Annotated in this window: 27 protein-coding genes; 14 read left to right on the top strand and 13 right to left on the bottom strand. The window is 68.1% G+C overall.

Annotated features, from left to right (window positions below):
• Positions 1-37: 37 nt before the first annotated feature.
• Positions 38-985, bottom strand: coding sequence for a CHAD domain-containing protein (locus J2X50_RS18860; RefSeq protein ID WP_429097316.1), 948 nt, complete (start codon positions 983-985; stop codon positions 38-40).
• On the bottom strand, positions 982-1,455 hold the full coding sequence (locus J2X50_RS18865; RefSeq protein WP_429097318.1) for a CYTH domain-containing protein: 474 nt from the start codon (positions 1,453-1,455) through the stop codon (positions 982-984). The genes J2X50_RS18860 and J2X50_RS18865 overlap by 4 nt, the downstream gene beginning before the upstream one ends.
• A gap of 77 nt (positions 1,456-1,532) precedes the next feature.
• Between J2X50_RS18865 and J2X50_RS18870 the strand changes: the two genes are divergently transcribed.
• From J2X50_RS18870 to J2X50_RS18885, 4 genes are all read left to right on the top strand, one after another.
• The gene (locus tag J2X50_RS18870; protein WP_429097320.1) at positions 1,533-2,222 is read left to right on the top strand and encodes a CerR family C-terminal domain-containing protein; all 690 of its coding nucleotides are present in this window, start codon (positions 1,533-1,535) and stop codon (positions 2,220-2,222) included.
• The gene (locus J2X50_RS18875) at positions 2,219-3,169 is read left to right on the top strand and encodes an HlyD family secretion protein (RefSeq protein WP_429097322.1); all 951 of its coding nucleotides are present in this window, start codon (positions 2,219-2,221) and stop codon (positions 3,167-3,169) included. The genes J2X50_RS18870 and J2X50_RS18875 overlap by 4 nt, the downstream gene beginning before the upstream one ends.
• Positions 3,170-3,253: 84 nt before the next feature.
• On the top strand, positions 3,254-4,171 hold the full coding sequence (locus J2X50_RS18880; RefSeq protein WP_429097324.1) for an ATP-binding cassette domain-containing protein: 918 nt from the start codon (positions 3,254-3,256) through the stop codon (positions 4,169-4,171).
• Complete coding sequence (locus tag J2X50_RS18885) at positions 4,168-5,316, top strand: ABC transporter permease (RefSeq protein WP_429097326.1); 1,149 nt, start codon at positions 4,168-4,170, stop codon at positions 5,314-5,316. Before J2X50_RS18880 ends, J2X50_RS18885 begins: the two co-directional genes overlap by 4 nt.
• Before the next feature lie 5 nt (positions 5,317-5,321).
• On the opposite strand, the gene hemW is transcribed toward J2X50_RS18885, so the two are convergent.
• From hemW to rph, 4 genes are all read right to left on the bottom strand, one after another.
• On the bottom strand, positions 5,322-6,479 hold the full coding sequence (hemW, locus tag J2X50_RS18890) for a radical SAM family heme chaperone HemW (RefSeq protein ID WP_429097328.1): 1,158 nt from the start codon (positions 6,477-6,479) through the stop codon (positions 5,322-5,324).
• Between the two features lie 222 nt (positions 6,480-6,701).
• Positions 6,702-7,349, bottom strand: coding sequence for an RdgB/HAM1 family non-canonical purine NTP pyrophosphatase (gene rdgB / locus J2X50_RS18895; RefSeq protein ID WP_429097330.1), 648 nt, complete (start codon positions 7,347-7,349; stop codon positions 6,702-6,704).
• Positions 7,349-7,759: a VOC family protein gene (locus tag J2X50_RS18900; protein ID WP_429097332.1), complete on the bottom strand. Its 411-nt coding sequence runs from the start codon at positions 7,757-7,759 to the stop codon at positions 7,349-7,351. Before J2X50_RS18900 ends, rdgB begins: the two co-directional genes overlap by 1 nt.
• A 192-nt stretch (positions 7,760-7,951) precedes the next feature.
• A complete protein-coding gene (rph, locus tag J2X50_RS18905; RefSeq protein ID WP_429097334.1) occupies positions 7,952-8,668 on the bottom strand; it encodes a ribonuclease PH in 717 nt (238 codons plus the stop codon).
• Positions 8,669-8,813: 145 nt separating this feature from the next.
• Here rph and hrcA point away from each other — a divergent pair, with 145 nt between their 5' ends.
• The gene (gene hrcA, locus J2X50_RS18910; protein ID WP_340036052.1) at positions 8,814-9,884 is read left to right on the top strand and encodes a heat-inducible transcriptional repressor HrcA; all 1,071 of its coding nucleotides are present in this window, start codon (positions 8,814-8,816) and stop codon (positions 9,882-9,884) included.
• A gap of 23 nt (positions 9,885-9,907) precedes the next feature.
• On the top strand, positions 9,908-10,093 hold the full coding sequence (locus J2X50_RS18915) for a hypothetical protein (RefSeq protein WP_340036051.1): 186 nt from the start codon (positions 9,908-9,910) through the stop codon (positions 10,091-10,093).
• 70 nt (positions 10,094-10,163) lie between these two features.
• Here J2X50_RS18915 and J2X50_RS18920 read toward each other — a convergent pair whose 3' ends face one another.
• The gene (locus J2X50_RS18920) at positions 10,164-11,420 is read right to left on the bottom strand and encodes an Hsp70 family protein (RefSeq protein WP_429097336.1); all 1,257 of its coding nucleotides are present in this window, start codon (positions 11,418-11,420) and stop codon (positions 10,164-10,166) included.
• Positions 11,421-11,629: 209 nt separating this feature from the next.
• Between J2X50_RS18920 and J2X50_RS18925 the strand changes: the two genes are divergently transcribed.
• The 3 genes from J2X50_RS18925 (at position 11,630) to J2X50_RS18935 (ending at position 13,745) form a co-directional block, all read left to right on the top strand.
• The gene (locus tag J2X50_RS18925) at positions 11,630-12,247 is read left to right on the top strand and encodes a LysE family translocator (protein WP_429097338.1); all 618 of its coding nucleotides are present in this window, start codon (positions 11,630-11,632) and stop codon (positions 12,245-12,247) included.
• Positions 12,248-12,401: 154 nt separating this feature from the next.
• The gene (gene cysK, locus J2X50_RS18930; protein WP_429097340.1) at positions 12,402-13,382 is read left to right on the top strand and encodes a cysteine synthase A; all 981 of its coding nucleotides are present in this window, start codon (positions 12,402-12,404) and stop codon (positions 13,380-13,382) included.
• Between the two features lie 78 nt (positions 13,383-13,460).
• Positions 13,461-13,745, top strand: coding sequence for an acylphosphatase (locus J2X50_RS18935; RefSeq protein WP_429097342.1), 285 nt, complete (start codon positions 13,461-13,463; stop codon positions 13,743-13,745).
• A 37-nt stretch (positions 13,746-13,782) separates the two neighbouring features.
• On the opposite strand, the gene J2X50_RS18940 is transcribed toward J2X50_RS18935, so the two are convergent.
• The 4 genes from J2X50_RS18940 to J2X50_RS18955 form a co-directional block, all read right to left on the bottom strand.
• Positions 13,783-14,013, bottom strand: a complete 231-nt coding sequence (locus tag J2X50_RS18940) for a DUF3297 family protein (RefSeq protein ID WP_340036046.1) — start codon at positions 14,011-14,013, stop codon at positions 13,783-13,785.
• A gap of 214 nt (positions 14,014-14,227) precedes the next feature.
• Complete coding sequence (locus tag J2X50_RS18945; protein ID WP_429097344.1) at positions 14,228-14,599, bottom strand: YraN family protein; 372 nt, start codon at positions 14,597-14,599, stop codon at positions 14,228-14,230.
• The gene (gene rsmI, locus J2X50_RS18950) at positions 14,592-15,491 is read right to left on the bottom strand and encodes a 16S rRNA (cytidine(1402)-2'-O)-methyltransferase (RefSeq protein WP_429097346.1); all 900 of its coding nucleotides are present in this window, start codon (positions 15,489-15,491) and stop codon (positions 14,592-14,594) included. Before rsmI ends, J2X50_RS18945 begins: the two co-directional genes overlap by 8 nt.
• A gap of 239 nt (positions 15,492-15,730) precedes the next feature.
• Positions 15,731-16,162, bottom strand: a complete 432-nt coding sequence (locus J2X50_RS18955; RefSeq protein WP_429097348.1) for an EamA family transporter — start codon at positions 16,160-16,162, stop codon at positions 15,731-15,733.
• 92 nt (positions 16,163-16,254) lie between these two features.
• On the opposite strand from J2X50_RS18955, the gene J2X50_RS18960 reads away from it, so the two are divergent.
• Entirely contained in the window at positions 16,255-16,734 is a 480-nt protein-coding gene (locus J2X50_RS18960) for a GNAT family N-acetyltransferase (protein ID WP_429097350.1), read from the top strand.
• Between the two features lie 6 nt (positions 16,735-16,740).
• On the opposite strand, the gene J2X50_RS18965 is transcribed toward J2X50_RS18960, so the two are convergent.
• Entirely contained in the window at positions 16,741-17,064 is a 324-nt protein-coding gene (locus J2X50_RS18965; RefSeq protein WP_429097351.1) for a hypothetical protein, read from the bottom strand.
• A 173-nt stretch (positions 17,065-17,237) separates the two neighbouring features.
• Here J2X50_RS18965 and mbfA point away from each other — a divergent pair, with 173 nt between their 5' ends.
• Positions 17,238-18,221: an iron exporter MbfA gene (gene mbfA, locus J2X50_RS18970; protein WP_429097352.1), complete on the top strand. Its 984-nt coding sequence runs from the start codon at positions 17,238-17,240 to the stop codon at positions 18,219-18,221.
• A gap of 318 nt (positions 18,222-18,539) precedes the next feature.
• Positions 18,540-18,692, top strand: a complete 153-nt coding sequence (locus tag J2X50_RS18975) for a hypothetical protein (protein ID WP_340036037.1) — start codon at positions 18,540-18,542, stop codon at positions 18,690-18,692.
• Positions 18,693-18,938: 246 nt separating this feature from the next.
• Here J2X50_RS18975 and J2X50_RS18980 read toward each other — a convergent pair whose 3' ends face one another.
• Positions 18,939-19,559, bottom strand: coding sequence for a glutathione S-transferase family protein (locus tag J2X50_RS18980; protein WP_429097353.1), 621 nt, complete (start codon positions 19,557-19,559; stop codon positions 18,939-18,941).
• A gap of 217 nt (positions 19,560-19,776) precedes the next feature.
• Between J2X50_RS18980 and J2X50_RS18985 the strand changes: the two genes are divergently transcribed.
• Positions 19,777-20,127: a YciI family protein gene (locus J2X50_RS18985; protein ID WP_429097355.1), complete on the top strand. Its 351-nt coding sequence runs from the start codon at positions 19,777-19,779 to the stop codon at positions 20,125-20,127.
• A gap of 2 nt (positions 20,128-20,129) precedes the next feature.
• Positions 20,130-21,386, top strand: a complete 1,257-nt coding sequence (locus tag J2X50_RS18990) for an RNA polymerase sigma factor (RefSeq protein WP_429097357.1) — start codon at positions 20,130-20,132, stop codon at positions 21,384-21,386.
• Positions 21,387-21,403: the final 17 nt, after the last annotated feature.

The following is a 21,403-nucleotide window of genomic DNA, read 5'->3' on the forward strand; positions in this document are numbered from 1 at the left end:
AAGTAACATGACGCAGGCGACGCGCGCCAGCCCGATGCTACTCGCCGGGCGTGCCCTCGGGTTCCGGCATCACGACGGCCTCGGCGAGGTCGGCGCGGCATTTCCTGGCAAGCCGGCGCACGGTGCGCCTGGGCTTGTCCTCGAACAACTCCTCGGCGGCGGCGAGGCAAAGCTTGCGCAGCGCCTTTTCCGAACGCTTGAGCAGCTTGACCAGGAGCTTGGGCTCGAGACCGTCGAAGGGCGCCTCGCGCGCATCGATGAGGGCGCGCATGACAAAGACGTCGTGCAGTTCGCCGAGGCTCTCGCCGAGCAGGTCGACCCGCTCGCGGCGCGGCTTGACCGGCGACGGCCAGAGCCTGCGCAGCAGCGAAAGATGCGCCGCATGCGTCTTCACCGCCTTGCGCAGTTCGTGGAAATCCTCGGCCTGGCCGCTCTCGCGGGACTGCTTCAACGCCTTGCGCGCCCGCCGCAAGGTGGCAAGCGCCCCCTCGGCCAGCACGTCGGCCGCATCCTCGGGGTGGTCGGGCAGATGCAGCGCCTCGAAGGCGGCGGCACCGGCACGGCACTCGGCGATGGCCGCGTCGAGCGTCGCCGCGAGCCCGATCTCGCCATAGACGACGGATGCGCGATAGCGGACCAGCATGGCGCGTATCCCCGCCAGGCCGGCGGAATCCGCGTGGTCGGGGTAATCCGCAATCAGGCGGTCGACGGTCTCGATCAGGGCCGTCGCCTGGCGCGGGCCGGCGATCGACCTCGCCACATCGCGGAAACGGTCGTTCTCGGCCCGGCAGAAGGCTTCGTCGCCCGGCCGGACGAGACACAGCAGCGCCCGCAGCGCCTTGATGCGGCGGCGGGCGGCATGGAGCGCCTTTTCCGGATTGTCGCGCGCGGCATCGAGATATGCCACGGCCCTGTCGATTTCCTCGCGCGCGATGCGGCGAACCTCCTCGGTCAGGGGCGCGCGCGGATCGATGCGAAAGCTCATGCAACCGCCTCCGGGGCGTCGCCCAGGGCAAGCGACGCGTTGTAATAGCGAGGGTCGCCGGTCACCTCCCGGCCGAGCCAGGACGGCAGATCGGCGGACGGCACGTCGTCGGGCGTTTCCAATTCGGCGATGACCAGCCCGCTCAGGTCGCCGCCGAAAACGTCCACCTCATACAGATACCCGCGATGGCTAACATGATGACGTGTCTTCTCGATGACACGTCCGACGGCCTGGTCCTGCATCTCCCTGGCGTCGTCGAGCGGCACTTCATATTCGAACTCGTCGCGCTCGCGCCCCCTGGAGCCGAACTTGAGCGTCAGCGTGGCCACCCTGTCGTCCGATATGCGCAACCGGATCGAGCGGCCGGGCGACGAGGCGAGGTAGAACTGCCGGATGCGGATCCTGTCTTCGACAAGGCTCCGCCACTCCTGTCCGCGCACCAGGAACTTGCGTTCGATTTCCTTGGCCATGGCGGCAGTAAAGCGTGCCCGGCCGGCGCTTGCAACAAGGACTTGACTTTAATCAATCGATTGATTAAATTTTAGACATGAGCAAGACTCAGAGCAGCATGCCGCAACCGGCCTCGGCGGCCGAGGCAACCCGCACGTCGCTGGTGCTGGCGGCGCTGAGGCTGTTCGGCCGCCAGGGGTTCGCGGGCACCTCGACGCGCGAGATCGCGGCAGCGGCCAATGCCAATATCGGCTCCATCGCCTATCATTTCGGCGGCAAGGAAGGATTGCGGCTGGCGGCTGCGGACTACATCGTCGACACCATCCAGGGCGTCGCCATGCAGGCCTTCGGCAGCAGCACGCTGTCGCAGCCGCCGCCGGCGACCGCGGCCGAGGCGACTTTGCAGATCGAGGCGGCCGTCGAGCGCATGGTCGGCTTCATGGTCGCCCGCCCGGAGGCCGGCGAGATCGTGCAGTTCATGCTGCGCGAACTGTCGACGCCGACGGACGCGCTGGACCGCATCTATGCCGGCGTGTTCGAGCCGCTGCACCGGCGCCTCTGCCAGCTGTGGGCCTCGGCCACCGGCGACGAGGCCGAGAGCGAGCGCACGCGCATCACGGTGTTCATGATGATCGGCCAGGTCGTCTATTTCCGCATCGCCCGCCCGGCCGTCGTGCGGCGGATGGGCTGGCCGGAAATCGGCGCGGCCGAGGCCGCCAAGGTCGTCGCCATAGCCAAGGAAAACGTCGCGGCCATCATCGCCGCACGGAAGGCAGGAAAGCCATGAGCATCCTCTGTTCGATACCCTTCGCGGCGTCGCTGTTCTCGGCCTGCGCCGGCCCCGCGCCACTCGCGGTCGGCTATGTCGAGGGCGACTACGTGCTGCTCGCCCCGATCGAGGTGGCGCAGGTGGAAAGCATCGCGGTGCGCCGCGGCGACCGGGTGGAAGCCGGCAAGCCGATCGTCACGCTGGAGAGCGGCGACGCCAAGATCGCCGTGACCCAGGCGGAAGCGGCGCTCGCCCAGGCGGAGGCGGAACTGGCCGACCTCAAGGTGGGCAAGCGGCCGGAGGAGATCGCCGCGCTCGAAGCCGGCGTCCGTTCGGCCAAGGCACAGGCCGAGGAGGCGGGGCGCGTGCTGGCGCGCACCGAGGACCTGTTCAAGCGCGGCATCGCCACCCAGGCGCAGCTGGACGAAGCCAAGACCCAGGCCGCGGTGGCGGAAGCGGCGATCGGGCTTGCCCAGGCCAACCTCGAAGTGGCCGGCCTGCCGGCCCGCATCGAGGCGATCAAGGCGGCGGAGAAGCAGGTGGAGCAGGCACGCGCGGCGCTCGGACAGGCGCGCTGGCGCCTGTCGAAGCGCGTGCTGGCCGCACCGGCGGCCGGCCGCGTCAGCGACGTGATCCGCAACGCCGGCGACACGGCGGGCCCGTCGGCCCCGGTCGTCTCGGTGCTGCCCGACGGGGCGGCGAAGCTGACCCTGTTCATCCCGGAGAGCGCGTTCTCTTCGGTCGAGATCGGCACCCGGCTTGCGGTGCGCTGCGACGGCTGTCCAGAAGGGCTCAAGGCCAAGGTGAGCTACGTCTCGCCCGATCCCGAATTCACCCCACCGGTGATCTACTCGCTCGAGAACCGGCAGAAGCTCGTCTACCTCGTCGAGGCCAGGCCGGAGGCCGGTGCCGCCGGGCTGCAGCCGGGTCAGATCGTGGATGTGGCGGTGGAGGTAGGGGAATAGGGGAATAGGGGAATAGGCCGGGCGACATACATACTGCCCCATTCCCTTACTCCCCTACTGCCCTACTCCCTTCCGGAGACAACAATGAACGCCATCGACGTCAGGAACCTGGTCAAGCGCTTCGGCGACAAGACCGTCGTCGACCACGTGACGATGCAGGTCGCCGAGGGCGAGATCGTCGGCTTCCTCGGCCCCAACGGCTCGGGCAAGACCACGACCATCCGCATCATGTGCGGGCTGCTCACCCCCGACGAGGGCCAGGGCCAGGTGCTCGGCTACGACCTGCGCCGCGAGGGGCTGAAGATCAAGAGCGAGGTCGGCTACATGACGCAGCGGTTCTCGTTCTACGAGGACCTGACGATCGGCGAGAACCTCGAATTCGTCGCCCGGCTCTACAAGCTGCGGCCGGTCGAGGACTATGTCGCCAATACGCTCGAGGACCTCGGCCTGACGAGCCGCCGCAACCAGCTGGCGGGCACGCTGTCGGGCGGCTGGAAGCAGCGGCTGGCGCTCGCCGCCTGCATCATGCACAAGCCGAAGCTGCTCTTGCTCGACGAGCCGACCGCCGGGGTCGACCCCAAGGCGCGGCGCGAATTCTGGGACGAGATCCACAGGCTGGCGCATGACGGGCTGACGGTGCTGGTTTCGACCCACTACATGGACGAGGCCGAGCGCTGCCACCGCATCAGCTACATCTCCTACGGCAAGCTGCTCGCCACAGGCACGGTGGACGAGGTGGTGCGCAATGCGGGGCTCACGACCTTCATCGTGTCGGGGCCGCGGCTCGACCAGGTGGCGGCGGCACTCGAAGGCCGCCCCGGCGTCGACCAGGTGGCGCCGTTCGGCACGACGCTGCATGTGGTGGGCTCCGACCGCGAGCGGCTGGAGGCGGCACTCGCCGACATCGGCCAGCGCAAGGGCGTGACGGTCGAGCCGGGCGAAACCAGCCTGGAAGACGTGTTCATCCAGTTCATGGCCGGCTCCAGGGACAACATGACATGAAGACGATCGCCAACGGGCTGTTCTCCTTCGCGCGGCTGGGGGCGCTGCTGATGAAGGAGTTCATCCAGATGCGGCGCGACCGCATCACCTTCGCCATGATGCTGGGCGTGCCGCTGATGCAGCTGGTGCTGTTCGGCTTCGCCATCAACAGCGACCCCAAGAGCCTGCCGGCGGCGCTGGTGGCGACCAGCAACGACCCCTATACGCGCGCCATCGTGGCCGCACTGCAGAACACCAACTACTACCGCTTCGACCATGTCGCCGCGACGGCGGCCGAGGCGGAGGAGCTGATGGCGAGCGGCGCGGTGGCGTTCGTCGTCACCATCCCGGCCGACTTCGGCCGCCGCGTGGCCGGCGGCAACGCCCCGCAGATCCTGATCGAGGCCGACGCGACCGATCCGTCGGCGTCCAGCGGCGCCGTGTCTACCCTCGGCACGGTGGCCAACCAGGCGCTGCTCAGGGCGCAGGGCATGGAGGCGGCCGCCGCCGAGAGCGCCAAGGGCCAGCTCCAGGTGGTCGTCCACCGGCGCTACAATCCCGAGGGCATCTCGCAATACAACATCGTGCCCGGGCTGCTCGGCGTCATCCTGCAGATGACGATGGTGATGATGACCTCGATGGCGCTGACCCGCGAGACCGAGCGCGGCACGATGGAGAACCTGCTGGCGATGCCGGCGAGCCCGGCCGAGATCATGCTCGGCAAGGTGCTGCCCTATCTGGTGGTCGGCGCGGTGCAGGTGACGGTGGTGCTGGTGGCGTCGAAGCTCCTGTTCGCCATCCCGTTCATCGGCTCGCTGCCACTGCTGCTTTCGGCGATCCTGGTGTTCGTGATGGCACTGGTGCTGCTCGGCTACACCATCTCGACCATGGCGCGCACGCAGATGCAGGCGATGCAGCTGACCTTCTTCTTCTTCCTGCCGTCGATCCTGTTGTCGGGCTTCATGTTCCCTTACCGCGGCATGCCCGGCTGGGCCCAGGCGCTGGGCGAGATCCTGCCGCTGACGCATTTCCTGCGCATCATCCGCGCGGTGATGCTGAAGGGCGCCGAATTCCCGGCGATCGCCCAGGAGGTGGGCATACTCGGCGTGTTCGTGGTGGTGTTCGCGGGGCTGGCGCTGCTCAGGTTCCGCCGGACGCTGGACTGACGACGTCAGCGCGCGAGATCGGCGACGACCGCGTCGAGCACGATCATGCCCTCGGGCGTGGCGCGCAGGCGCGAATTGCCGATCGGCGCCACCAGCCCCTCGCCCTGCAGGATCGACAGCCGCGCCGAGGACAAGGACTTGCCGGAAAGCTGCTCGTAGCGGGCGAGGTCGATGCCTTCGACCAGCCTGAGGCCCATCAGCAGGAACTCGTCGGCTTCCTCGGAACGCGTCAGCGTCTCCCCGCCGACGATGCCGTGGCCCCTCTCCTCGACCAGGTCGGCCCAGCGCTCGGGCAGCTTCTCGGCGATGGTGACGATGCGGCGGCCGTCCTCGACGAAGCGGCCATGCGCGCCGGGGCCGACGCCGACATATTCGCCGTAGCGCCAGTAGGTCAGGTTGTGCCGGCTCTCGGCGCCCGGCCTGGCGTGGTTGGAGATCTCGTAGGCCGGCAGGCCATGCGCCGCCGTCACTTCCTGGGTGATGGCGTAGAGTTCGGCCGCGTATTCGCCGTCGGGGATCTCGAACTTGCCGGCATTGTAGAGCTGGAAGAAGCGCGTGCCTTCCTCGATGGTCAGCTGGTAGAGCGACAAATGGTCGACGGCATAGCCGATCGCCTGCGTGAGTTCCGCCACCCAGGCGTCGGGCTTCTGGCCGGGCCGGGCATAGATCAGGTCGAAGGACAGGCGCGGGAAGATCTCGCGCGCAAGGCCGATGGCGTGCAGCGCCTCCTCGACATTGTGCAGGCGGCCGAGGAAGCGCAGGTCGGCGTCGTTCAGCGCCTGGACGCCGAGCGACACGCGGTTGACGCCGGCCGAGCGATAGCCGCGGAAGCGCTCGGCCTCGACCGACGAGGGGTTTGCCTCCAGCGTGATCTCGGCGTTGGCCGACACCGTCCAGTTGGCGGCGATGGCGTCGAGCACGGCGCCGACCGTCTCGGGCCGCATCAGCGACGGCGTGCCGCCGCCGAGGAAGATGCTGGTCACCTCGCGCGGGCCGGTGCGGGCGCGCATGGTCGCGAGCTCGGTGGCGAAGGCGCGGGCAAAGCGCTGCTGGTCGACCGGCTGGTGGCGGACATGGCTGTTGAAGTCGCAATAGGGGCACTTGGCCGCGCAGAACGGCCAATGCACGTAGACGCCGAAGCCGGGCGAGCGGTCGAAGGTCATAGTGCGGTGCCCATCAGGGTGGTGTGTGGCGGCAGTACCCCCACCCCTAGCCCCTCCCCACAAGGGGGAGGGGGACTTTTGCTGCGCGCCCTCCAGCTTTTCGCAGGCACATAAGTGGACTGCCCAGCCAAGATGGCCGCGCCACAATCCCCCTCCCCCTTGTGGGGAGGGGTTAGGGGTGCGGGTGCGTTGCCGCACGAACGGTCGAATACCAGCATCTAATCAGGCCGAACCGAGCTTGGCGCGGGCGAACTTCTGGAAGGCGCGGGCACGGTGGGACAGCGCATCAGGCTGGCCCGGCTTCCAGCCGTGCTTTTCTTCGGCGCTCATCTCGCCGAAGGTCTTGTCGAAGCCCTCGGGCAGGAACACCGGGTCATAGCCGAAGCCCATTTCGCCGCGCGGCGGCCAGACCAGCGTGCCTTCGGCCTCGCCGCGGAAATATTCGGCGTGGCCATCGGGCCAGGCGAGGCAGATGACGGCGACGAAGCGGCCGCTGCGCTGGTCGGGCCGGGTCGCGCCGCGCTGCTGCATGGCGTCCTCGGTGCGCTGCATGGCCATGCCGAAGTCGCGCGTGCCGTCGGGCTTCTCGGCCCAGTTGGCGGTGTAGACGCCGGGCGCGCCGTCGAGCGCGTCGACGACCAGGCCGGAATCGTCGGAAAGCGCCGGCAGGCCGGTCTTCTCGGCCGCGGCATGCGCCTTGATGAAGGCGTTCTGCTCGAAGGTCGTGCCGGTCTCGTCGGGCTCGGGCAGGCCGTATTCCCTGGCCGACTTGGCCTCGAAGCCGAACGGCGCCATCAGGTCGGCGAACTCGCGCAGCTTGCCGGCGTTGTGGCTGGCGATGACGATCTTCCTGTCGGCGAGTTCACGCATCAAAGTCCCCAGATTCTCGGTTCGGCGATCTCGAGCGAGTTGCCCGAGGGATCGCGGAAATAGATGGAGCGGCCGCCGTTGGGCCACTCGAAATCGGCTTCGATGGCGATGCCCTCGCCTTCGAGCCTCATCTTCCAGTCTTCGATCTCGCTTGCGGTGCCGGCAAAGCAGAGATGCCCGTGACCGGTCGTGCCGTGCGGCGGCACCGGGAGCCTCGCGTCCGGCTTCGGCGGCTGGCGGGTGGCGTCGGCGTTGAACAGCAAAAGCACGCCCTGGCCGCAGCGGAAGAATACGTGCCGTCCCTCCACCCTGGCGATCCGCGTCAGCCCCATCACCCCGCCGTAGAATTTCTCCGCGGCGTCGAGATCGGAGACGTAGAGGGCGGATTCGAGGATGGCGGAGGGTTGCACCTAGACACCCCCCTCTGGCCTGCCGGCCATCTCCCCCGCAAGGGGGGAGATTGGCTGTGGCAGCCGCACCGCCTCAACGTCGAAATCGCAACAGGATCGCCCGCAGTTGAGCTGCCGATCTCCCCCCTTGCGGGGGAGATGGCCGGCAGGCCAGAGGGGGGTGACCAGGTGCGACGTCATCGCCTTCGTTGCTTACGCCACCGCCATCTGCTGCAGGCTGACCAGCCGCGCGATGCCCTTGCGGGCCAGGCCCATCAGCTGCAGGAACTCTTCCTCCGAGAACGGAACGCCCTCGGCGGTGCCCTGGATCTCGACGATGCCGCCCTTGCCGGTCATGACGAAGTTGGCGTCGGTGCCGGCCGAGGAATCCTCGAGATAATCGAGGTCGATCACCGCCTGGCCGTCATGGATGCCGCAGGATATCGCCGCGACATGGTCCTTCAGCACCTTTTCGACGCTGACCATCTGGCGTGCTTCCATCCAGCGCAGGCAATCGTGAAGGGCAACCCAGGCGCCGGTGATCGACGCCGTGCGGGTGCCGCCATCGGCCTGGATCACGTCGCAGTCGACGGTGATCTGGCGCTCGCCCAGGGCCTGCATGTCGACGACGGCGCGCAAGCTGCGGCCGATCAGGCGCTGGATTTCCAGCGTGCGGCCGCCCTGCTTGCCCGAAGAGGCCTCGCGGCGCATGCGCTCGCCGGTCGAACGCGGCAGCATGCCGTATTCGGCCGTGACCCACCCCTTGCCGGAATTGCGCATCCAGCCCGGCACCTTCTCCTCCAGGCTCGCCGTGCACAGCACATGCGTGTCGCCGAACTTGACCAGGCACGAGCCTTCGGCGTGCTTGGACACGTTGCGCTCGAAGGAGATGGCGCGCATTTCGTCGAACTGGCGTTTGGAGGGGCGCATGCGGGTTCTTTCTCAGGAATTTGGCAGATGTCGCCGGCTTGTAGCCCCATGCCCACGGGAGCGCAAAGGAAAACAGGCAAGCCGGGCAACGGTTGTGTTCGGGCCGGCGCTGTCTATATCATCTGGGGCGGAGACCAAGAAGAAGATGACCAAAGCGGTTACCGACCCCAGCCTGCAATCCCTCGACATGCGCTCGCGCGACATCTTCCGGCGCATCGTCGAATCCTACCTGCGCGACGGCGAGCCGATGGGCTCGCGCAACCTGTCGCGCATGCTGCCCTCGTCGCTGTCGCCGGCCACCGTGCGCAACGTCATGAGCGACCTCGAACATCTCGGCCTCGTCTACGCGCCGCACATCTCCGCCGGCCGCCTGCCGACGCAGAAGGGCCTCAGGTTCTTCGTCGACGCCTTCATGGAACTGGGCGACCTCTCCGACGAGGAACGCCGCACCATCGACGCCCAGGTCAAGGCCTCGGGCGACGGCGCCTCGCTCGAGCACATGCTGACCGAGGCGAGCCAGATGCTGTCGGGCCTGTCGCGCGGCGCGGGCCTCGTGCTCGCCACCAAGAACGAGGTGCCGCTCAAGCACATCGAGTTCATCCAGCTGGAGCCGTCGCGGGCGCTCGTGGTGCTGGTGTCGCAGAACGGCGACGTCGAGAACCGCGTCGTAGAGCTACCGCTGGGGGTCACGCTGTCCCAACTCCAGGAGGCCACCAACTTCCTCAACGCCCATATCCGCGGCCGCACGCTGGCCGAGGCGCGCACCGAGATCGCCCGCCTCAAGGACGAGACCAAGGCGGCGCTCGACACGCTGTCGCAGCAGCTGGTCGAGAAGGGCCTCGCCGTCTGGGCCGGGGCCGACAGCGGCCTGCCGGCCCGCCTCATCGTGCGCGGCCGCGCCAACCTGCTCGAAAACGTCACCGCCCAGGCCGACATCGAGCTGCTCAAGCACCTGTTCGAGGACATGGAGACGCAGGACGGGCTGATCCAGCTGCTCGACCTCGCCGAGGAAGGCTCCGGCGTGCGCATCTTCATCGGCTCGGAAAACCGGCTGTTCTCGCTTTCGGGCTCGTCGCTGGTGGTCGCACCCTATCGCGACAAGGACGCCCGCGTCGTCGGCGCGCTCGGCGTCATCGGCCCGACCCGGCTCAACTATGCGCGAATCGTGCCGATGGTGGACTATACGGCGCAGCTTATTTCGCGCATGCTGCGATAGCCGCACAGCCAGGGGAGACCCAGATGGCGCTCGAACAGATCAAGGCCCAGATCGCGGTCCTGTTTCAGGAGATGGTCAACCAGCCCGAGGACGCCCACGAGCTGCAGGAACAGATCCGCGAGAAGCTCGCCGAGCTGCGCGCGCAAGGCCTGCCGCTGCCGCAGGACCTGGTCGAACTCGAACGGCGCCTCGACGCCGACCTTTCATAGCCGCCGCTGCTTCGCTTCATGAAGCGCCGGGCTCGACCCGGCGCAAGATCATGCTTCGACGCGGGTCCAATCAGCCGAACTTGCGCTGGGCATCGAGCGCGAGCCCCATCCCGACGCTGCCGAAGGCATCGCCCTGCACCACCTTGGCGCCGGGGACGAGTTCGAGGATGCTCTGGCGTGCCAGCGGGATGGCGGTCGAGCCGCCCGTCAGGAACACGGCGGTGATGTCCTCGGCGCGCACGCCGGCCTCGGTCAGCGTGTCGGCAACAGTGGCGGTGACACGGCCGACCTCAGTGCGGATCGTGTCCTCCAGCTGCCCGCGGGTGAAGGAAGCGGAGAAATGCGCAGCCGGCAGATCGACCCCGACGGTGGCGCGGTCGGCGTCGGTGAGCTCGATCTTGGCCTTTTCGACCCGGGTGGCGAGCGCGTGGCCGAAACGCTGCTCGACCACCTCGATCATGCGGTCGACGAGTTCGGGCCTGGCCGCCTCGAAGCGGATCTGGCGCAGGTCGAGCTTGGCCTTGGGGGTATAGAGCAGGTTGATGCGCTGCCAGGTGGCGAGGTCGATGAAGTAGCCGGCGGGCAGGTTGCGCTTGCCGTCCTTGGTCGGCGAGAGATAGCCGAGCTCGGGCATGACATGGGCGATCGACAGCAGGCGGTCGAAATCGGTGCCGCCGATATGAACGCCGCGGTTGGCGAGGATGTCGGCCTTGCGGTCCGGCGCGGCGGCGCGCTCGGGCGAGACGCGGACGATGGAGAAGTCGGAGGTGCCGCCGCCCATGTCGACGATCAGCGCCAGTTCCTCGCGGCTGACGGTGCGCTCGTAGTCGAGGGCGGCCGCGATCGGCTCGAACTGGAAGTCGATATGCTTGAAGCCCTGCTTGCGGGCGGCCTTTTCGAGCTCGCCCTGGGCCGCGGCGTCGGCCTCGGCGTCCTCGTCGACGAACTGGACGGGGCGGCCGAGCACGACGTTCTCGACGGCTTCGCCGACATGGCCTTCGAGCTTGTCCTTGAGGTGGCCGACGAACATGCCGATGATGTCGGTGAAGGCGATCTGGCGCGCCTTGATGCGGGTCTTCTCGTGCACCAGCGACGAGCCGAGCACGCTCTTCAGCGCGCGCATCAGGCGGCCCTCGGCGCCGTCGGTGTATTCGCCGATGGCCTGGCGGCCCATGGCGGTGTTGTCGTCCTCGAAGTTGAAGAAGATGGCCGACGGCAGGGTGACGCTCTCGCCCTCGAGCGCGACGAGGCGCGGGCGGCCGTTCTCGATGACGCCGACGGTGGAATTGGAAGTGCCGAAGTCTATGCCGCCGTATGCCGGTCGCATCTGAATATCCTGAATTTTGCTGCGTGAACGGGCGGCCTGACCAATGAGGCCACAGCGGGACCGTGCGGGTACACGAGCAAGTGTGACATGTCGATGACCGAAACGGCGATTTCGGCAAAATGTGATCGCTGGCCCAAGCGACGCGACATTTCCTGGAAACGGCATTTGTGTCATAGAGCCGGCGATCAACCGACATCCAGGCTATCCCGATGACGCTTGCAGGATTTCTCGCCTATAGCGGCGCGCTCGCCATTGCCGCGGCCATACCCGGCCCCGGCGTGACCGCACTCGTGGCCCGGGCGCTCGGCTCGGGCTTCCGCTCGTCGCTCGCCATGTCGCTCGGGCTGGTGCTGGGCGACCTGACCTATCTCACCGCCGTGGTGCTGGGGCTCGCCATGGTGGCGCAGACCTTCGGCTTGGTGTTCCTGGCGATCAAGTGGCTCGGCGTCGCCTACCTCGCCTATCTCGCCTGGAGCTTCTGGACCAGCGGCATCACGCCCGAGACGATCGAGGCGCGCAAGGGCAAGGACGGGTTCCTCTCCAGCCTGCTGGCCGGACTGACGCTGACGCTCGGCAACCCCAAGACGATGATCTTCTACCTGGCGATCACGCCGACGGTGATCGACCTTAGGTCGGTGACGCCGGCCGACTACGGCATCCTCCTGGCGATCACCGTCGTGGTACTGCTCCTGGTGCTGGTGCCCTATCTGGCGCTGGCCTCGCAGGCGCGCTGGTTCCTGAAGACGCCCAGGGCGCTGAAGGCGCTGAACCGCACCGCGGCAGCCTTCATGGTGGGTGCCGCGGCAGCGATCGCCACCCGCCAGTAAGGGTGTTCCGAGAATCTCATTCCAATGTCGGCGCATTCGCGGAAACGCATTTCCGTGCGATGCCGCTAATCAGGATGCGGCCCACTCGGAATCTGCCCGGCGACACCCTATCTTCGTCGCCGGCAATGCGTCATCCAGGCAGGGAGCGAACCGTATGAACAAGCCCGTCACCCCCACGCGCGTACCCGGCCGCGGGCGCATCTACGGTTCGATCACCGAGACGATCGGCGACACGCCGCTGGTCAGGCTCGACAAGTTCGCCAAGGAACGGGGCGTGGCGGCGAACCTGCTCGCCAAGCTCGAATTCTTCAACCCCATCGCCAGCGTCAAGGACCGCATCGGCGTGGCGATGGTCGAGGCGCTCGAGGCCTCCGGCCGGATCACGCCCGGCAAGAGCACGCTGATCGAGCCGACCTCGGGCAATACCGGCATCGCGCTCGCCTTCGCCGCTGCGGCCAAGGGCTACAAGTTGATCCTGACCATGCCGGAGACCATGTCGATCGAGCGCCGCAAGATGCTGGCGCTGCTCGGCGCCGAACTGGTGCTGACCGAAGGCGCAAAGGGCATGAAGGGCGCCATCGCCAAGGCCGAGGAGCTGGTGCAGACCATCCCCAACGCCGTCATCCCGCAGCAGTTCGAGAACCCGGCAAACCCGGAAATCCACCGCCAGACCACGGCCGAGGAGATCTGGAACGACACGCAGGGCGAGGTCGACATCCTCGTCGCCGGCATCGGCACCGGCGGCACCATCACCGGCGTCGGCCAGGTGATCAAGGGCCGCAAGCCGTCGCTGCATGTGGTGGCGGTGGAACCGGAGGGTTCGCCGGTGCTTTCGGGCGGCCAGCCTGGCCCGCACAAGATCCAGGGCATCGGCGCGGGCTTCGCGCCCAAGGTGCTGGACACCACGATCTACGACGAGATCGTCAAGGTGTCGAACGAGGAGGCGGTGGCCAATGCGCGGCTGGTGGCGCGGCTGGAAGGCGTTCCGGTCGGCATCTCCTCGGGTGCCGCGCTGCAGGCGGCGGTGGTCGTCGGCTCGCGGCCGGAGAACGCCGGCAAGAACATCGTGGTGGTGATCCCCTCCTTCGCCGAGCGCTACCTGTCGACGGTGCTGTTCGAGGGACTGGGCGGGTAGGCCAACTTCGGAACCTGCCGCCGCCCCGAGCGCACTGCCGGTCGGCAGGGCATGTCTTACGCCTGGCAGGAGGCAGCTATGAACGACACCTACCGCACGCTGCTGGTGAGCGTCACCGGGCGCGTGCAGGGCGTCAGCTTCAGGGTCTGGACGCTGCGGGAAGCGCAGCGGCTCGGCCTGCGCGGCTGGGTTCGCAACGAGCGCGACGGCTCGGTGCGGGCGCTGATCTCAGGCCCGAACAAGGCGGTCGAGGCGATGCTGGAGGCGTTGTGGGTCGGGCCGCGCGGCGCGGCGGTGACGAACGTCGTGGCCGAAGCGGCCGAGCAGCAGGACGTGCCGCCGGGCTTCGACATCACCGGCTGACGTCCCGCCGCATGGTGAGCCGCGCCGGTCCGTTACCTCACGGCTTCGGGAAAGGCTCGACGGTGCCCTTGAGCTTGATGGTGATCGGCTGGCCGAAGCGGTCCTTGGACTTGCCGGCCGGCACGCGGATCCAGCCCTCGCTGACGCAATATTCGCTGACATCCTCGCGCTCGCGGCCGTTGAACAGGATGCCGACGCCGCGCTCCAGCGCCTCGCCGTCGAAGAAGGGGCTGCGCGGGTCGATGCTCAGCCGGTCGGGAAGGGTCATTGCTCTCTCCAGGAGTTCGGGCGTCCTTGCGCGACGCGAAACGCGATTGCCCGCGCCGCGGGCGTTGCGAGGCCTGTTAAGGGCATTGGCGTCCAGCGTAAAGGCCCTGCCGCATCGGCCCGAAAATCGGCACCGATTTTCGCAAAGCACGATGCACAGGCTCAAGGAGTTGGAGCGCCCTTGCGCGTCCAATCGGGCGCGCGGCGCGCCATGCTCAGTTGCGCCCCTGGAATGCATTCTCGACATGCACCGGCCAGCGCCGGGGCAGCACCGCCACCATGTCGAAGCGTACCGAGAGCTTGCCGTAGTCGGGCTGGCGCGCCAGCCACAGATCGGCCGCCGCCTCGATGCGCCGCTCGGAGCCATAGGCCAGCGCATCCATCGCCTCGAGCAGCGTTTTCCGCGACTTGACCTCGACGATGAGGACGAGGTCGCCGCGCCTCGCGATCAGGTCGATCTCGCCGAGCTTGGTCCTGTAGCGCCGGGCGACGATCCGAAATCCCTTGAGCCTCAGGGCAAAGGCGGCGAGCCATTCGCCGCGGTGGCCGCGGCTGTGCGCCTTCTGCCGGGCGAGCCGGTCAGTCACCCGCCCCTTCCTTGAGTTCGAGCAGGCGGCGGTAGAGCACAGGCTTCTGCCGGCCGGTCATGCGCGCGGCTTCCGCCGCGGCCTTCGATGCCGGCATCTCCTTGGCCAGCGACACCAGCAACTTGTCGATGTCCTCGACCGTTTCGGTGCGCGCCTCGGGCGGGGCAATGCAGATGACGATCTCGCCCTTCGGCGTGTCGGCCTCGGCATAATGCGCGGCGAGTTCGGCCAGCGTGCCGGTGCGGATCTCCTCGAAGGCCTTGGTGAGCTCGCGGCCGATCGCCGCCCGCCGGTCGCCCAGGACGTCGGCCATGGCGGCGAGCGTGTCGGCGAGCCGGCGCGGCGATTCGAACAGGATCAGCGTGCCGGGCACGGCCTTCAGCTCTTCCAGCCGCGACCGCTTCTGCCCGTCCTTGACCGGCGGGAAACCGGCGAAGAAGAAGGCGTCGGACGGCAGGCCCGACGCGGTCAGCGCGGCGAGCACGGCGGACGCGCCGGGGATGGGCACGACGCGGATGCCGTGCGCCTGCGCCTGCTCGACCAGCCGGAAGCCGGGGTCGGAGACCAGCGGCGTGCCGGCGTCCGAGACCAGCGCCACGCTCCTGCCGCTCTCCAGCGCCTCGATCAGCCGCGGCCCGGCCTCGGCCGCATTGTGCTCGTGATAGGCGGTCGGCCGCTGGCGGATGCCGTAGCGGTCTAGCAGCACGCGGGTGACGCGCGTGTCCTCGCAGGCGACGTGATCGGCAGCCGCAAGCGTTTCCAGCGCGCGCAGGGTGATGTCGCCGAGATTGCCGATCGGGGTGGCGACCAGATAGAGCGCCGGATCGAGCGGCCGCGCCGCGATCTCGGTCTGCCCGACCACATAAACCCGCCTGTTTTCGCCTGTCTGCACCGAGCCCCGCTTGCCGTCCGATTCAGGGTGACGGCCCTTGGCTTCTGTTTGGCACGGCGAGCGCCGGCTTGCAAAAGGTTGTGATCGGCTCTGCCATGGCTTTGCCATAGTGCGGGACGGTAATCGCGGCCGCGGATCGGCATAGCGATTCGCTAACAAAGGCAAAAGCACCAGCCATGCCCCATCGCTTCGACGCCTTCATCTCCCGCATCGACGCCGCCACCAAGGCGGTTCCCCCCTCAGGCCTTGTAGGCGACCAGCACCGCCCCCGCCGCGATCAGCGCGACGCCGAGCCAGTTCGCCGGGCCAAGACGCTCGCCCAGAAAGACGGCGCCAAACACCGCGACAAGAACGACGCTTAGCTTGTCGATCGGCGCAACCTGCGCGGCGTTGCCCAGTTTCAGGGCGCGGAAATAGCACAGCCACGAAGCCCCCGTGGCGAGACCCGAGAGAGCCAGGAAGGCATAGGTCTTCCCCGAAATCGTGCCCAGCGCCTGCGCCTGGCCGGTCGCGGTCACGATCCCCGCCAGAACCAGAAGGATGACCACGGTCCTGATCAGCGTGGCGAAGTCGGAATTGACGTTCTCGACGCCGACCTTGGCGAAGATCGCCGTCAGGGCCGCGAAGACGGCGGAAAGCACCGCCCAGAACTGCCAGGATTCGAGGGTCATGTCTGGCTCCGTGGAATGGTCTAGCTGGCTGTTGGACCGCTGCCCGGTCATCCCTATTCCACCAGCCGAAAGACCAGCCGACGGAAACAAGCATGCCGGATCGCCGCAGCCAGAATTATTCCATATCCGATCTTCGCGACAGGCCGCAATTTGCTTCGACGGTGGCCGAGCGTGTCTGGAACGCCTGGTGGCGCGACCAGGGGTTCGGGCTCGATCACCTGCAAGGGCTGGTCGACGAGAGTTTGACGTCCGCCGGCCGCCCGATGGCGCTCGTCGCCCATGACGGCGACACCTTCCTCGGCACCGCCCATCTGATCGACGACGACCTCGACGCCCGCCCGCACTACACACCCTGGGTGGCGGCCGTCTGGGTCGACGAGGCGGCGCGCAAGGCGGGCATCGGCGCGGCCCTGGTGCGGGCAGCAGCGGAGGCAGCGTTCCGGCAAGGCTTCGGGACGGTCTATCTCTGCGCCGAGCCGGCCAAGGCCGGCTTCTATGAAGGGCGCGGCTGGCGGCGCATCGAGAGGGATGTCGACGGCCTCGACGTCTTTTCGCTGTCGAAGCCGTCGTAGGGCAAATCAGCCCAGCAACGCCCGCTGCCGCTTCTCGCCGCCGGCCTTGCGCCAGGCATTGAAGCGGTGGGTGGCGGCGGCAAACGAGATCTTCATGGCACGCGCCACCGAATAACGCGACTTGCCCTCGTCGAACATGCGGTAGCAGCACTCGACCCCCTGCTCGGTCAGCTTGCCGTCGGTAGCCTTGTTGAGCGGGTTGTCCGGATCGAATTTCTCCGGCGCGGGCTCCAGCATCTTCCTGAGGCGCTGCAGGTCCGCCTCGAGGCTGGCGATCAGCTCGAGCACGGGCTTGGGGTCGATGCGATGGGCTTGCTGCCTGGCCGCCATGGGGGAACCTTTCTCTATAGGGTAAGGTTAGCCTATATAAGCACAGGTGAGGCTATAACAAGTCATGGCGTTGCCCGGCTGGACCATGAAGCGGAAAATTGTTGCGGCGCTGGCGCATTGACCGCCGGCCAGTCCCCATCTAGTTTAGAATAATTCTAAACTGAGGAATCAGCATGCTATCCCGTGTCTTCGGCTTCGGCCGCCGCGCCTTCGATTCCCTTTCCGAGCAGGAGATCCTGGCGCTCGCCATCTCGTCGGAGGAGGACGACGCCCGCATCTACCGCGCCTATGCCGACGGCTTACGCGACGAGTTTGCGCAATCGGCCAAGATGTTCGACGCCATGGCCGAGGAGGAGGATGGCCACCGCGCCGCGCTGATCGAGCTCCACCGCAAGCGCTTCGGCGAGCGCATCCCGCTGATCCGGCGCGAGCATGTGCGCGGCTATTACGAGCGCAAGCCCGACTGGCTGGTGCGCCCGCTCGGCATCGACAAGGTGCGCGACCAGGCCGAGGAGATGGAGCGGCAGGCCCACCGCTTCTACATCGAGGCGGCGAAGCGCACGTCGGACGCCTCGACCCGCAAGCTGCTGGGCGACCTGGCGGCGGCCGAGCAGGGCCATGAATCGCTCGCCCATCGCCTCGGCCTCAAGCACGTGCCCGAGGACGTCAGGGAAGAGGAGCGGACAGGCGAGCGGCGGCAGTTCATCCTGACCTATGTGCAGCCCGGCCTCGCCGGCCTCATGGACGGCTCGGTGTCGACGCTCGCGCCGATCTTCGCCGCGGCCTTCGCCACGCAGGACACCTGGCAGACCTTCCTGGTCGGCCTGTCGGCTTCCGTCGGCGCCGGCATCTCGATGGGCTTCACCGAAGCCGCCCATGACGACGGCAAGCTGTCCGGGCGCGGCTCGCCGCTCAAGCGCGGCCTCGCCTCCGGCATCATGACGGCGATCGGCGGCCTCGGCCACGCGCTGCCCTACCTCATCCCGCATTTCTGGACGGCGACGACCGTGGCGGCGGCCGTGGTGTTCGTGGAACTCTGGGCGATCGCCTTCATCCAGAACCGCTACATGGAGACGCCGTTCCTGCGCGCCGCCTTCCAGGTGGTGCTCGGCGGCGGGCTGGTCCTTGCGGCGGGCGTGCTGATCGGCAACGCGTGATGTGACCTTCCTCGGCTAGAACCTCCCGCAGCCGCGCCAAGCTCGCCGGAAGGGTGCGAATACGCTTCTATTTGTAACCTGCGCTCGAAACCTGTGGATAGTTTCGCGGCAATCCGCGGTTACTTGTGTGGTCGAAAAGGCACATCTTAACCATTGCCGCCCGATCCGGCCTAAATGCCCAGAAAAGAACGCAATTCAGCCCCGATCGGGCGCATTTTCACACGAAGATTAACATCGCGTTCACCGAAGATTCACGACCGACGGCTATGATCGCTTCCACATTCGGAACGGGCTTCCGAAGGGACAGGGATAAGAACAATGGCTATCTGGAACCAACTCTCTCACGCCGCCGTGGCGTTCCGCGAATTCATCGCTCCAACCTACCGCCCCGAGCGCCACTACATGCGCGGCCCGGGGCCGGCCTGCGCGCGCCGCGCCCACCAGCTCAAGACCCGCGTGACGATCCACTGATCATGACCGTTACCGGACGTCACGACAGCCGCATCGCGCGGCCGGCCAGCGACCACCGCAGCACTACGCTGCGCGGCGAACGCCGGGCTGCTGCCTCCCGCCTGTAAGGCAAACGCCTGCCAGGCGGCGCAAGCCCGGCACACCCCACAGCAGCCGCATCATCACGCCGTGCACCCCTGGGGCCTCGGCCGGGCAACGCATTGGCGCGCCTCCCGGGGCGCGCCCCGGACGGGTGCCGCGGCGGCCTCACCACAATTCGTGGCGGACGTTCAGGTCCTTGATCACCGGCACGTCCTTCAGCATCGCGCACAGCCGGGCGATGTTGGGCCAGGCGGCATCCGCCTTGCCGGCTTCGGGGTGCCAGTAGACCAGCATCAGCAGGTAGACGTCGGCGACCGACATGCGCTCGCCCGCGAGCCAGCGGCGGCCTGCAAGCGCTTGTTCGACGATGCCGAAGCCGCGGTCCAGTTCCGCGATGGCCGCGGCCTTGACCGCGCCCGCGCCCGCCGCGTCGGCGGTATAGCGCGACGCGTAGTAGATGCGCAGGATCGCCGGGTAGACCACCGATGTCATGAACGCCATCCAGCGCAGGAAATCGGCGCGCCCGGTTCCGTCGGAGGCCGGCGCCAGCCGCGCATGGGGATAGCGCTCGGCGATCAGCTGGCAGATGGCGGCCGATTCCGTCATCGCCTCGCCATCCGGCAGCACCAGCGCCGGCACCTGGCGGAGCGGGCTGACCTCTCCAAAGCGCTCGTCGGGATCGGCGCCCTTGGCGACATCGATGCGTTCGAACGGCGCGCCCGCGAGTTCCAGCGCCGCCTCGACCACGAACCCGCCGCTGCCGGCGCGGGTGTAGAGCTTGTACATGTTCGTCCCCCCCTGCATGTGAAGCGGGGGATTTGACATGCGCCGAGCCGGCTTCTCAAGCATCTCGGGCGCGCCAGCGCAGGATTTTCGCCGGACCAGCCGCGCCCTTGCGCCGCCATCTTGCAAAAATTTCCGTCCGCATGTCGAAATCCCCCGGGCGTGGACGACATCCGTTCGGCCCGCGACGACGCGGCCCTGGCAAACACAGGAGACCACCATGCAATACGTGCTTCTCATCCATGCCGAAGAGGTGTCCGGCGACGTTCCCTCCCCCGAAGCGGTGAAGCAGATGAGCGCTCCCTACGCCGCCTACAACGAGGCGCTGATCAAGGCCGGCGCGCTCGTGTCCGGCGAGCGGCTGCAGCCGACGTCCAACGCGACCATCGTGCGCGTGCGCGACGGCAAGACGCAGGTGCTCGACGGCCCCTTCGCCGCGACCAAGGAGCAACTCGGCGGCTTCTACGTCATCGAGGCGCCCGACCTCGACGCCGCGCTCAACTGGGCGGCGCGCTGCCCTACCGCCAGCAACGGCACCATCGAGGTGCGGCCGGTCTGGCCGACCCGCTAGCCATGCCGGAGGCGGCGGACGAGGCCCGGGCGGCGGCGGAAGCGGCCGCCCGCCGGAGCTACGGCAAGCTGGTCGCCTTCCTTGCCGCGCGCTCGCGCGACGTCGCCGGCGCCGAGGACGCGCTGGCCGACGCCTTTGCCGCAGCACTCGCCAGGTGGCCGGAGACGGGCGTTCCCGCCCGACCGGAAGCGTGGCTGCTCAGCGTCGCGCGCCGCCGCGCGGCCGACCAGCATCGCCGCCGCGCCACGCGCCAGGCGGCTCTGCCGCACCTCAGGCTGATGAGCGAGGAAACGGAGGCCGAGACCGTGCATGACGACCTGCCCGACGAGCGCCTCGGCCTGATCTTCGCCTGCGCCCATCCCGCCCTCGACCCGGGCGTGCGTGCGCCGCTGATCCTGCAGACCCTGCTCGGCTTCGACGCGGCCACCATCGCCTCCGCCTTCCTGGTCTCGCCGGCTGCCATGGGGCAGCGGCTGGTGCGCGCCAAGGCGCGCATCCGGCAGGCCGGCATTCCCTTCCGCATTCCCGACAGGACAGAACTCGGCGGGCGGCTGCAGGCGGTGCTGGAGGCGACCTATGCCGCCTTCTCCGAGGGCTGGGGCGACGCCGCCGGCTCGGAATCGCGCCGCCGCAACCTCGCCTCCGAGGCGATCTGGCTCGGCCGGCTGCTGGTGCAACAGATGCCGGACGAGCCGGAAGCGCTCGGCCTTCTCGCGCTGATGCTGCACGCGGAGGCACGCCGCGAGGCGAGGCGCGACGCCGCCGGCGAATTCGTGCCGCTGAGCGAGCAGGACACGCGCCTGTGGGATGCCGACCTTGCCGGAGAGGCCGACGCCCTCATCATGCGCGCCGGCCCATTCGCCGCGCTTGGCCGCTACCAGATCGAGGCGGCGATCCAGTCGGTACATGCGGCGCGCCGCTTCACCGGCTGCACCGACTGGCCGGCGATCGCCACCCTCCATGCCGCGCTCCTGGCGATCTCGGCGTCGCCGGTCGCCGCGGTCAACCACGCGGTCGCGGCCGCCTATGCCGGGCGGCCGGCCGAGGGCCTGCGGCTGCTCGATGCGATCGGCGACACGAGGCTCGACACATACCAGCCCTACTGGGCGGCGCGGGCCGAGCTTTTGTCGCTCACCGGCGACGCCGAACTGGCCCGCAAGGCCTATCTGGTCGCCATCGGGCTCGAGACCGACCCTGCCGTCCGTCGCTTCCTGGAAAAAAGGCGCGAAGCGCTGGCGCCGGGACAGCCGGGCGAGTGAGCTTCGGGCTGCGGCTG

The organism is Aminobacter sp. BE322 (assembly GCF_050433525.1).
Taxonomy (GTDB): domain Bacteria; phylum Pseudomonadota; class Alphaproteobacteria; order Rhizobiales; family Rhizobiaceae; genus Aminobacter.

What these genes read in the sequence shown, in the direction of transcription:
- J2X50_RS18880 (WP_429097324.1), top strand. Translation starts at nt 3,254, where the DNA reads ATGAACGCCATCGACGTCAGGAACCTGGTCAAGCGCTTCGGCGACAAG.
- J2X50_RS18935 (WP_429097342.1), top strand. Translation starts at nt 13,461, where the DNA reads ATGAACGACACCTACCGCACGCTGCTGGTGAGCGTCACCGGGCGCGTG.
- J2X50_RS18860 (WP_429097316.1), bottom strand. Translation starts at nt 985, where the DNA reads ATGAGCTTTCGCATCGATCCGCGCGCGCCCCTGACCGAGGAGGTTCGC.
- J2X50_RS18875 (WP_429097322.1), top strand. Translation starts at nt 2,219, where the DNA reads ATGAGCATCCTCTGTTCGATACCCTTCGCGGCGTCGCTGTTCTCGGCC.
- J2X50_RS18985 (WP_429097355.1), top strand. Translation starts at nt 19,777, where the DNA reads ATGCAATACGTGCTTCTCATCCATGCCGAAGAGGTGTCCGGCGACGTT.
- rph (WP_429097334.1), bottom strand. Translation starts at nt 8,668, where the DNA reads ATGCGCCCCTCCAAACGCCAGTTCGACGAAATGCGCGCCATCTCCTTC.
- J2X50_RS18940 (WP_340036046.1), bottom strand. Translation starts at nt 14,013, where the DNA reads ATGACCCTTCCCGACCGGCTGAGCATCGACCCGCGCAGCCCCTTCTTC.
- J2X50_RS18965 (WP_429097351.1), bottom strand. Translation starts at nt 17,064, where the DNA reads ATGGCGGCCAGGCAGCAAGCCCATCGCATCGACCCCAAGCCCGTGCTC.
- J2X50_RS18865 (WP_429097318.1), bottom strand. Translation starts at nt 1,455, where the DNA reads ATGGCCAAGGAAATCGAACGCAAGTTCCTGGTGCGCGGACAGGAGTGG.
- J2X50_RS18955 (WP_429097348.1), bottom strand. Translation starts at nt 16,162, where the DNA reads ATGACCCTCGAATCCTGGCAGTTCTGGGCGGTGCTTTCCGCCGTCTTC.
- J2X50_RS18915 (WP_340036051.1), top strand. Translation starts at nt 9,908, where the DNA reads ATGGCGCTCGAACAGATCAAGGCCCAGATCGCGGTCCTGTTTCAGGAG.
- J2X50_RS18960 (WP_429097350.1), top strand. Translation starts at nt 16,255, where the DNA reads ATGCCGGATCGCCGCAGCCAGAATTATTCCATATCCGATCTTCGCGAC.
- J2X50_RS18980 (WP_429097353.1), bottom strand. Translation starts at nt 19,559, where the DNA reads ATGTACAAGCTCTACACCCGCGCCGGCAGCGGCGGGTTCGTGGTCGAG.
- hrcA (WP_340036052.1), top strand. Translation starts at nt 8,814, where the DNA reads ATGACCAAAGCGGTTACCGACCCCAGCCTGCAATCCCTCGACATGCGC.
- J2X50_RS18870 (WP_429097320.1), top strand. Translation starts at nt 1,533, where the DNA reads ATGAGCAAGACTCAGAGCAGCATGCCGCAACCGGCCTCGGCGGCCGAG.
- cysK (WP_429097340.1), top strand. Translation starts at nt 12,402, where the DNA reads ATGAACAAGCCCGTCACCCCCACGCGCGTACCCGGCCGCGGGCGCATC.
- J2X50_RS18975 (WP_340036037.1), top strand. Translation starts at nt 18,540, where the DNA reads ATGGCTATCTGGAACCAACTCTCTCACGCCGCCGTGGCGTTCCGCGAA.
- J2X50_RS18990 (WP_429097357.1), top strand. Translation starts at nt 20,130, where the DNA reads ATGCCGGAGGCGGCGGACGAGGCCCGGGCGGCGGCGGAAGCGGCCGCC.
- J2X50_RS18925 (WP_429097338.1), top strand. Translation starts at nt 11,630, where the DNA reads ATGACGCTTGCAGGATTTCTCGCCTATAGCGGCGCGCTCGCCATTGCC.
- J2X50_RS18885 (WP_429097326.1), top strand. Translation starts at nt 4,168, where the DNA reads ATGAAGACGATCGCCAACGGGCTGTTCTCCTTCGCGCGGCTGGGGGCG.
- mbfA (WP_429097352.1), top strand. Translation starts at nt 17,238, where the DNA reads ATGCTATCCCGTGTCTTCGGCTTCGGCCGCCGCGCCTTCGATTCCCTT.
- rdgB (WP_429097330.1), bottom strand. Translation starts at nt 7,349, where the DNA reads ATGCGTGAACTCGCCGACAGGAAGATCGTCATCGCCAGCCACAACGCC.
- J2X50_RS18920 (WP_429097336.1), bottom strand. Translation starts at nt 11,420, where the DNA reads ATGCGACCGGCATACGGCGGCATAGACTTCGGCACTTCCAATTCCACC.
- hemW (WP_429097328.1), bottom strand. Translation starts at nt 6,479, where the DNA reads ATGACCTTCGACCGCTCGCCCGGCTTCGGCGTCTACGTGCATTGGCCG.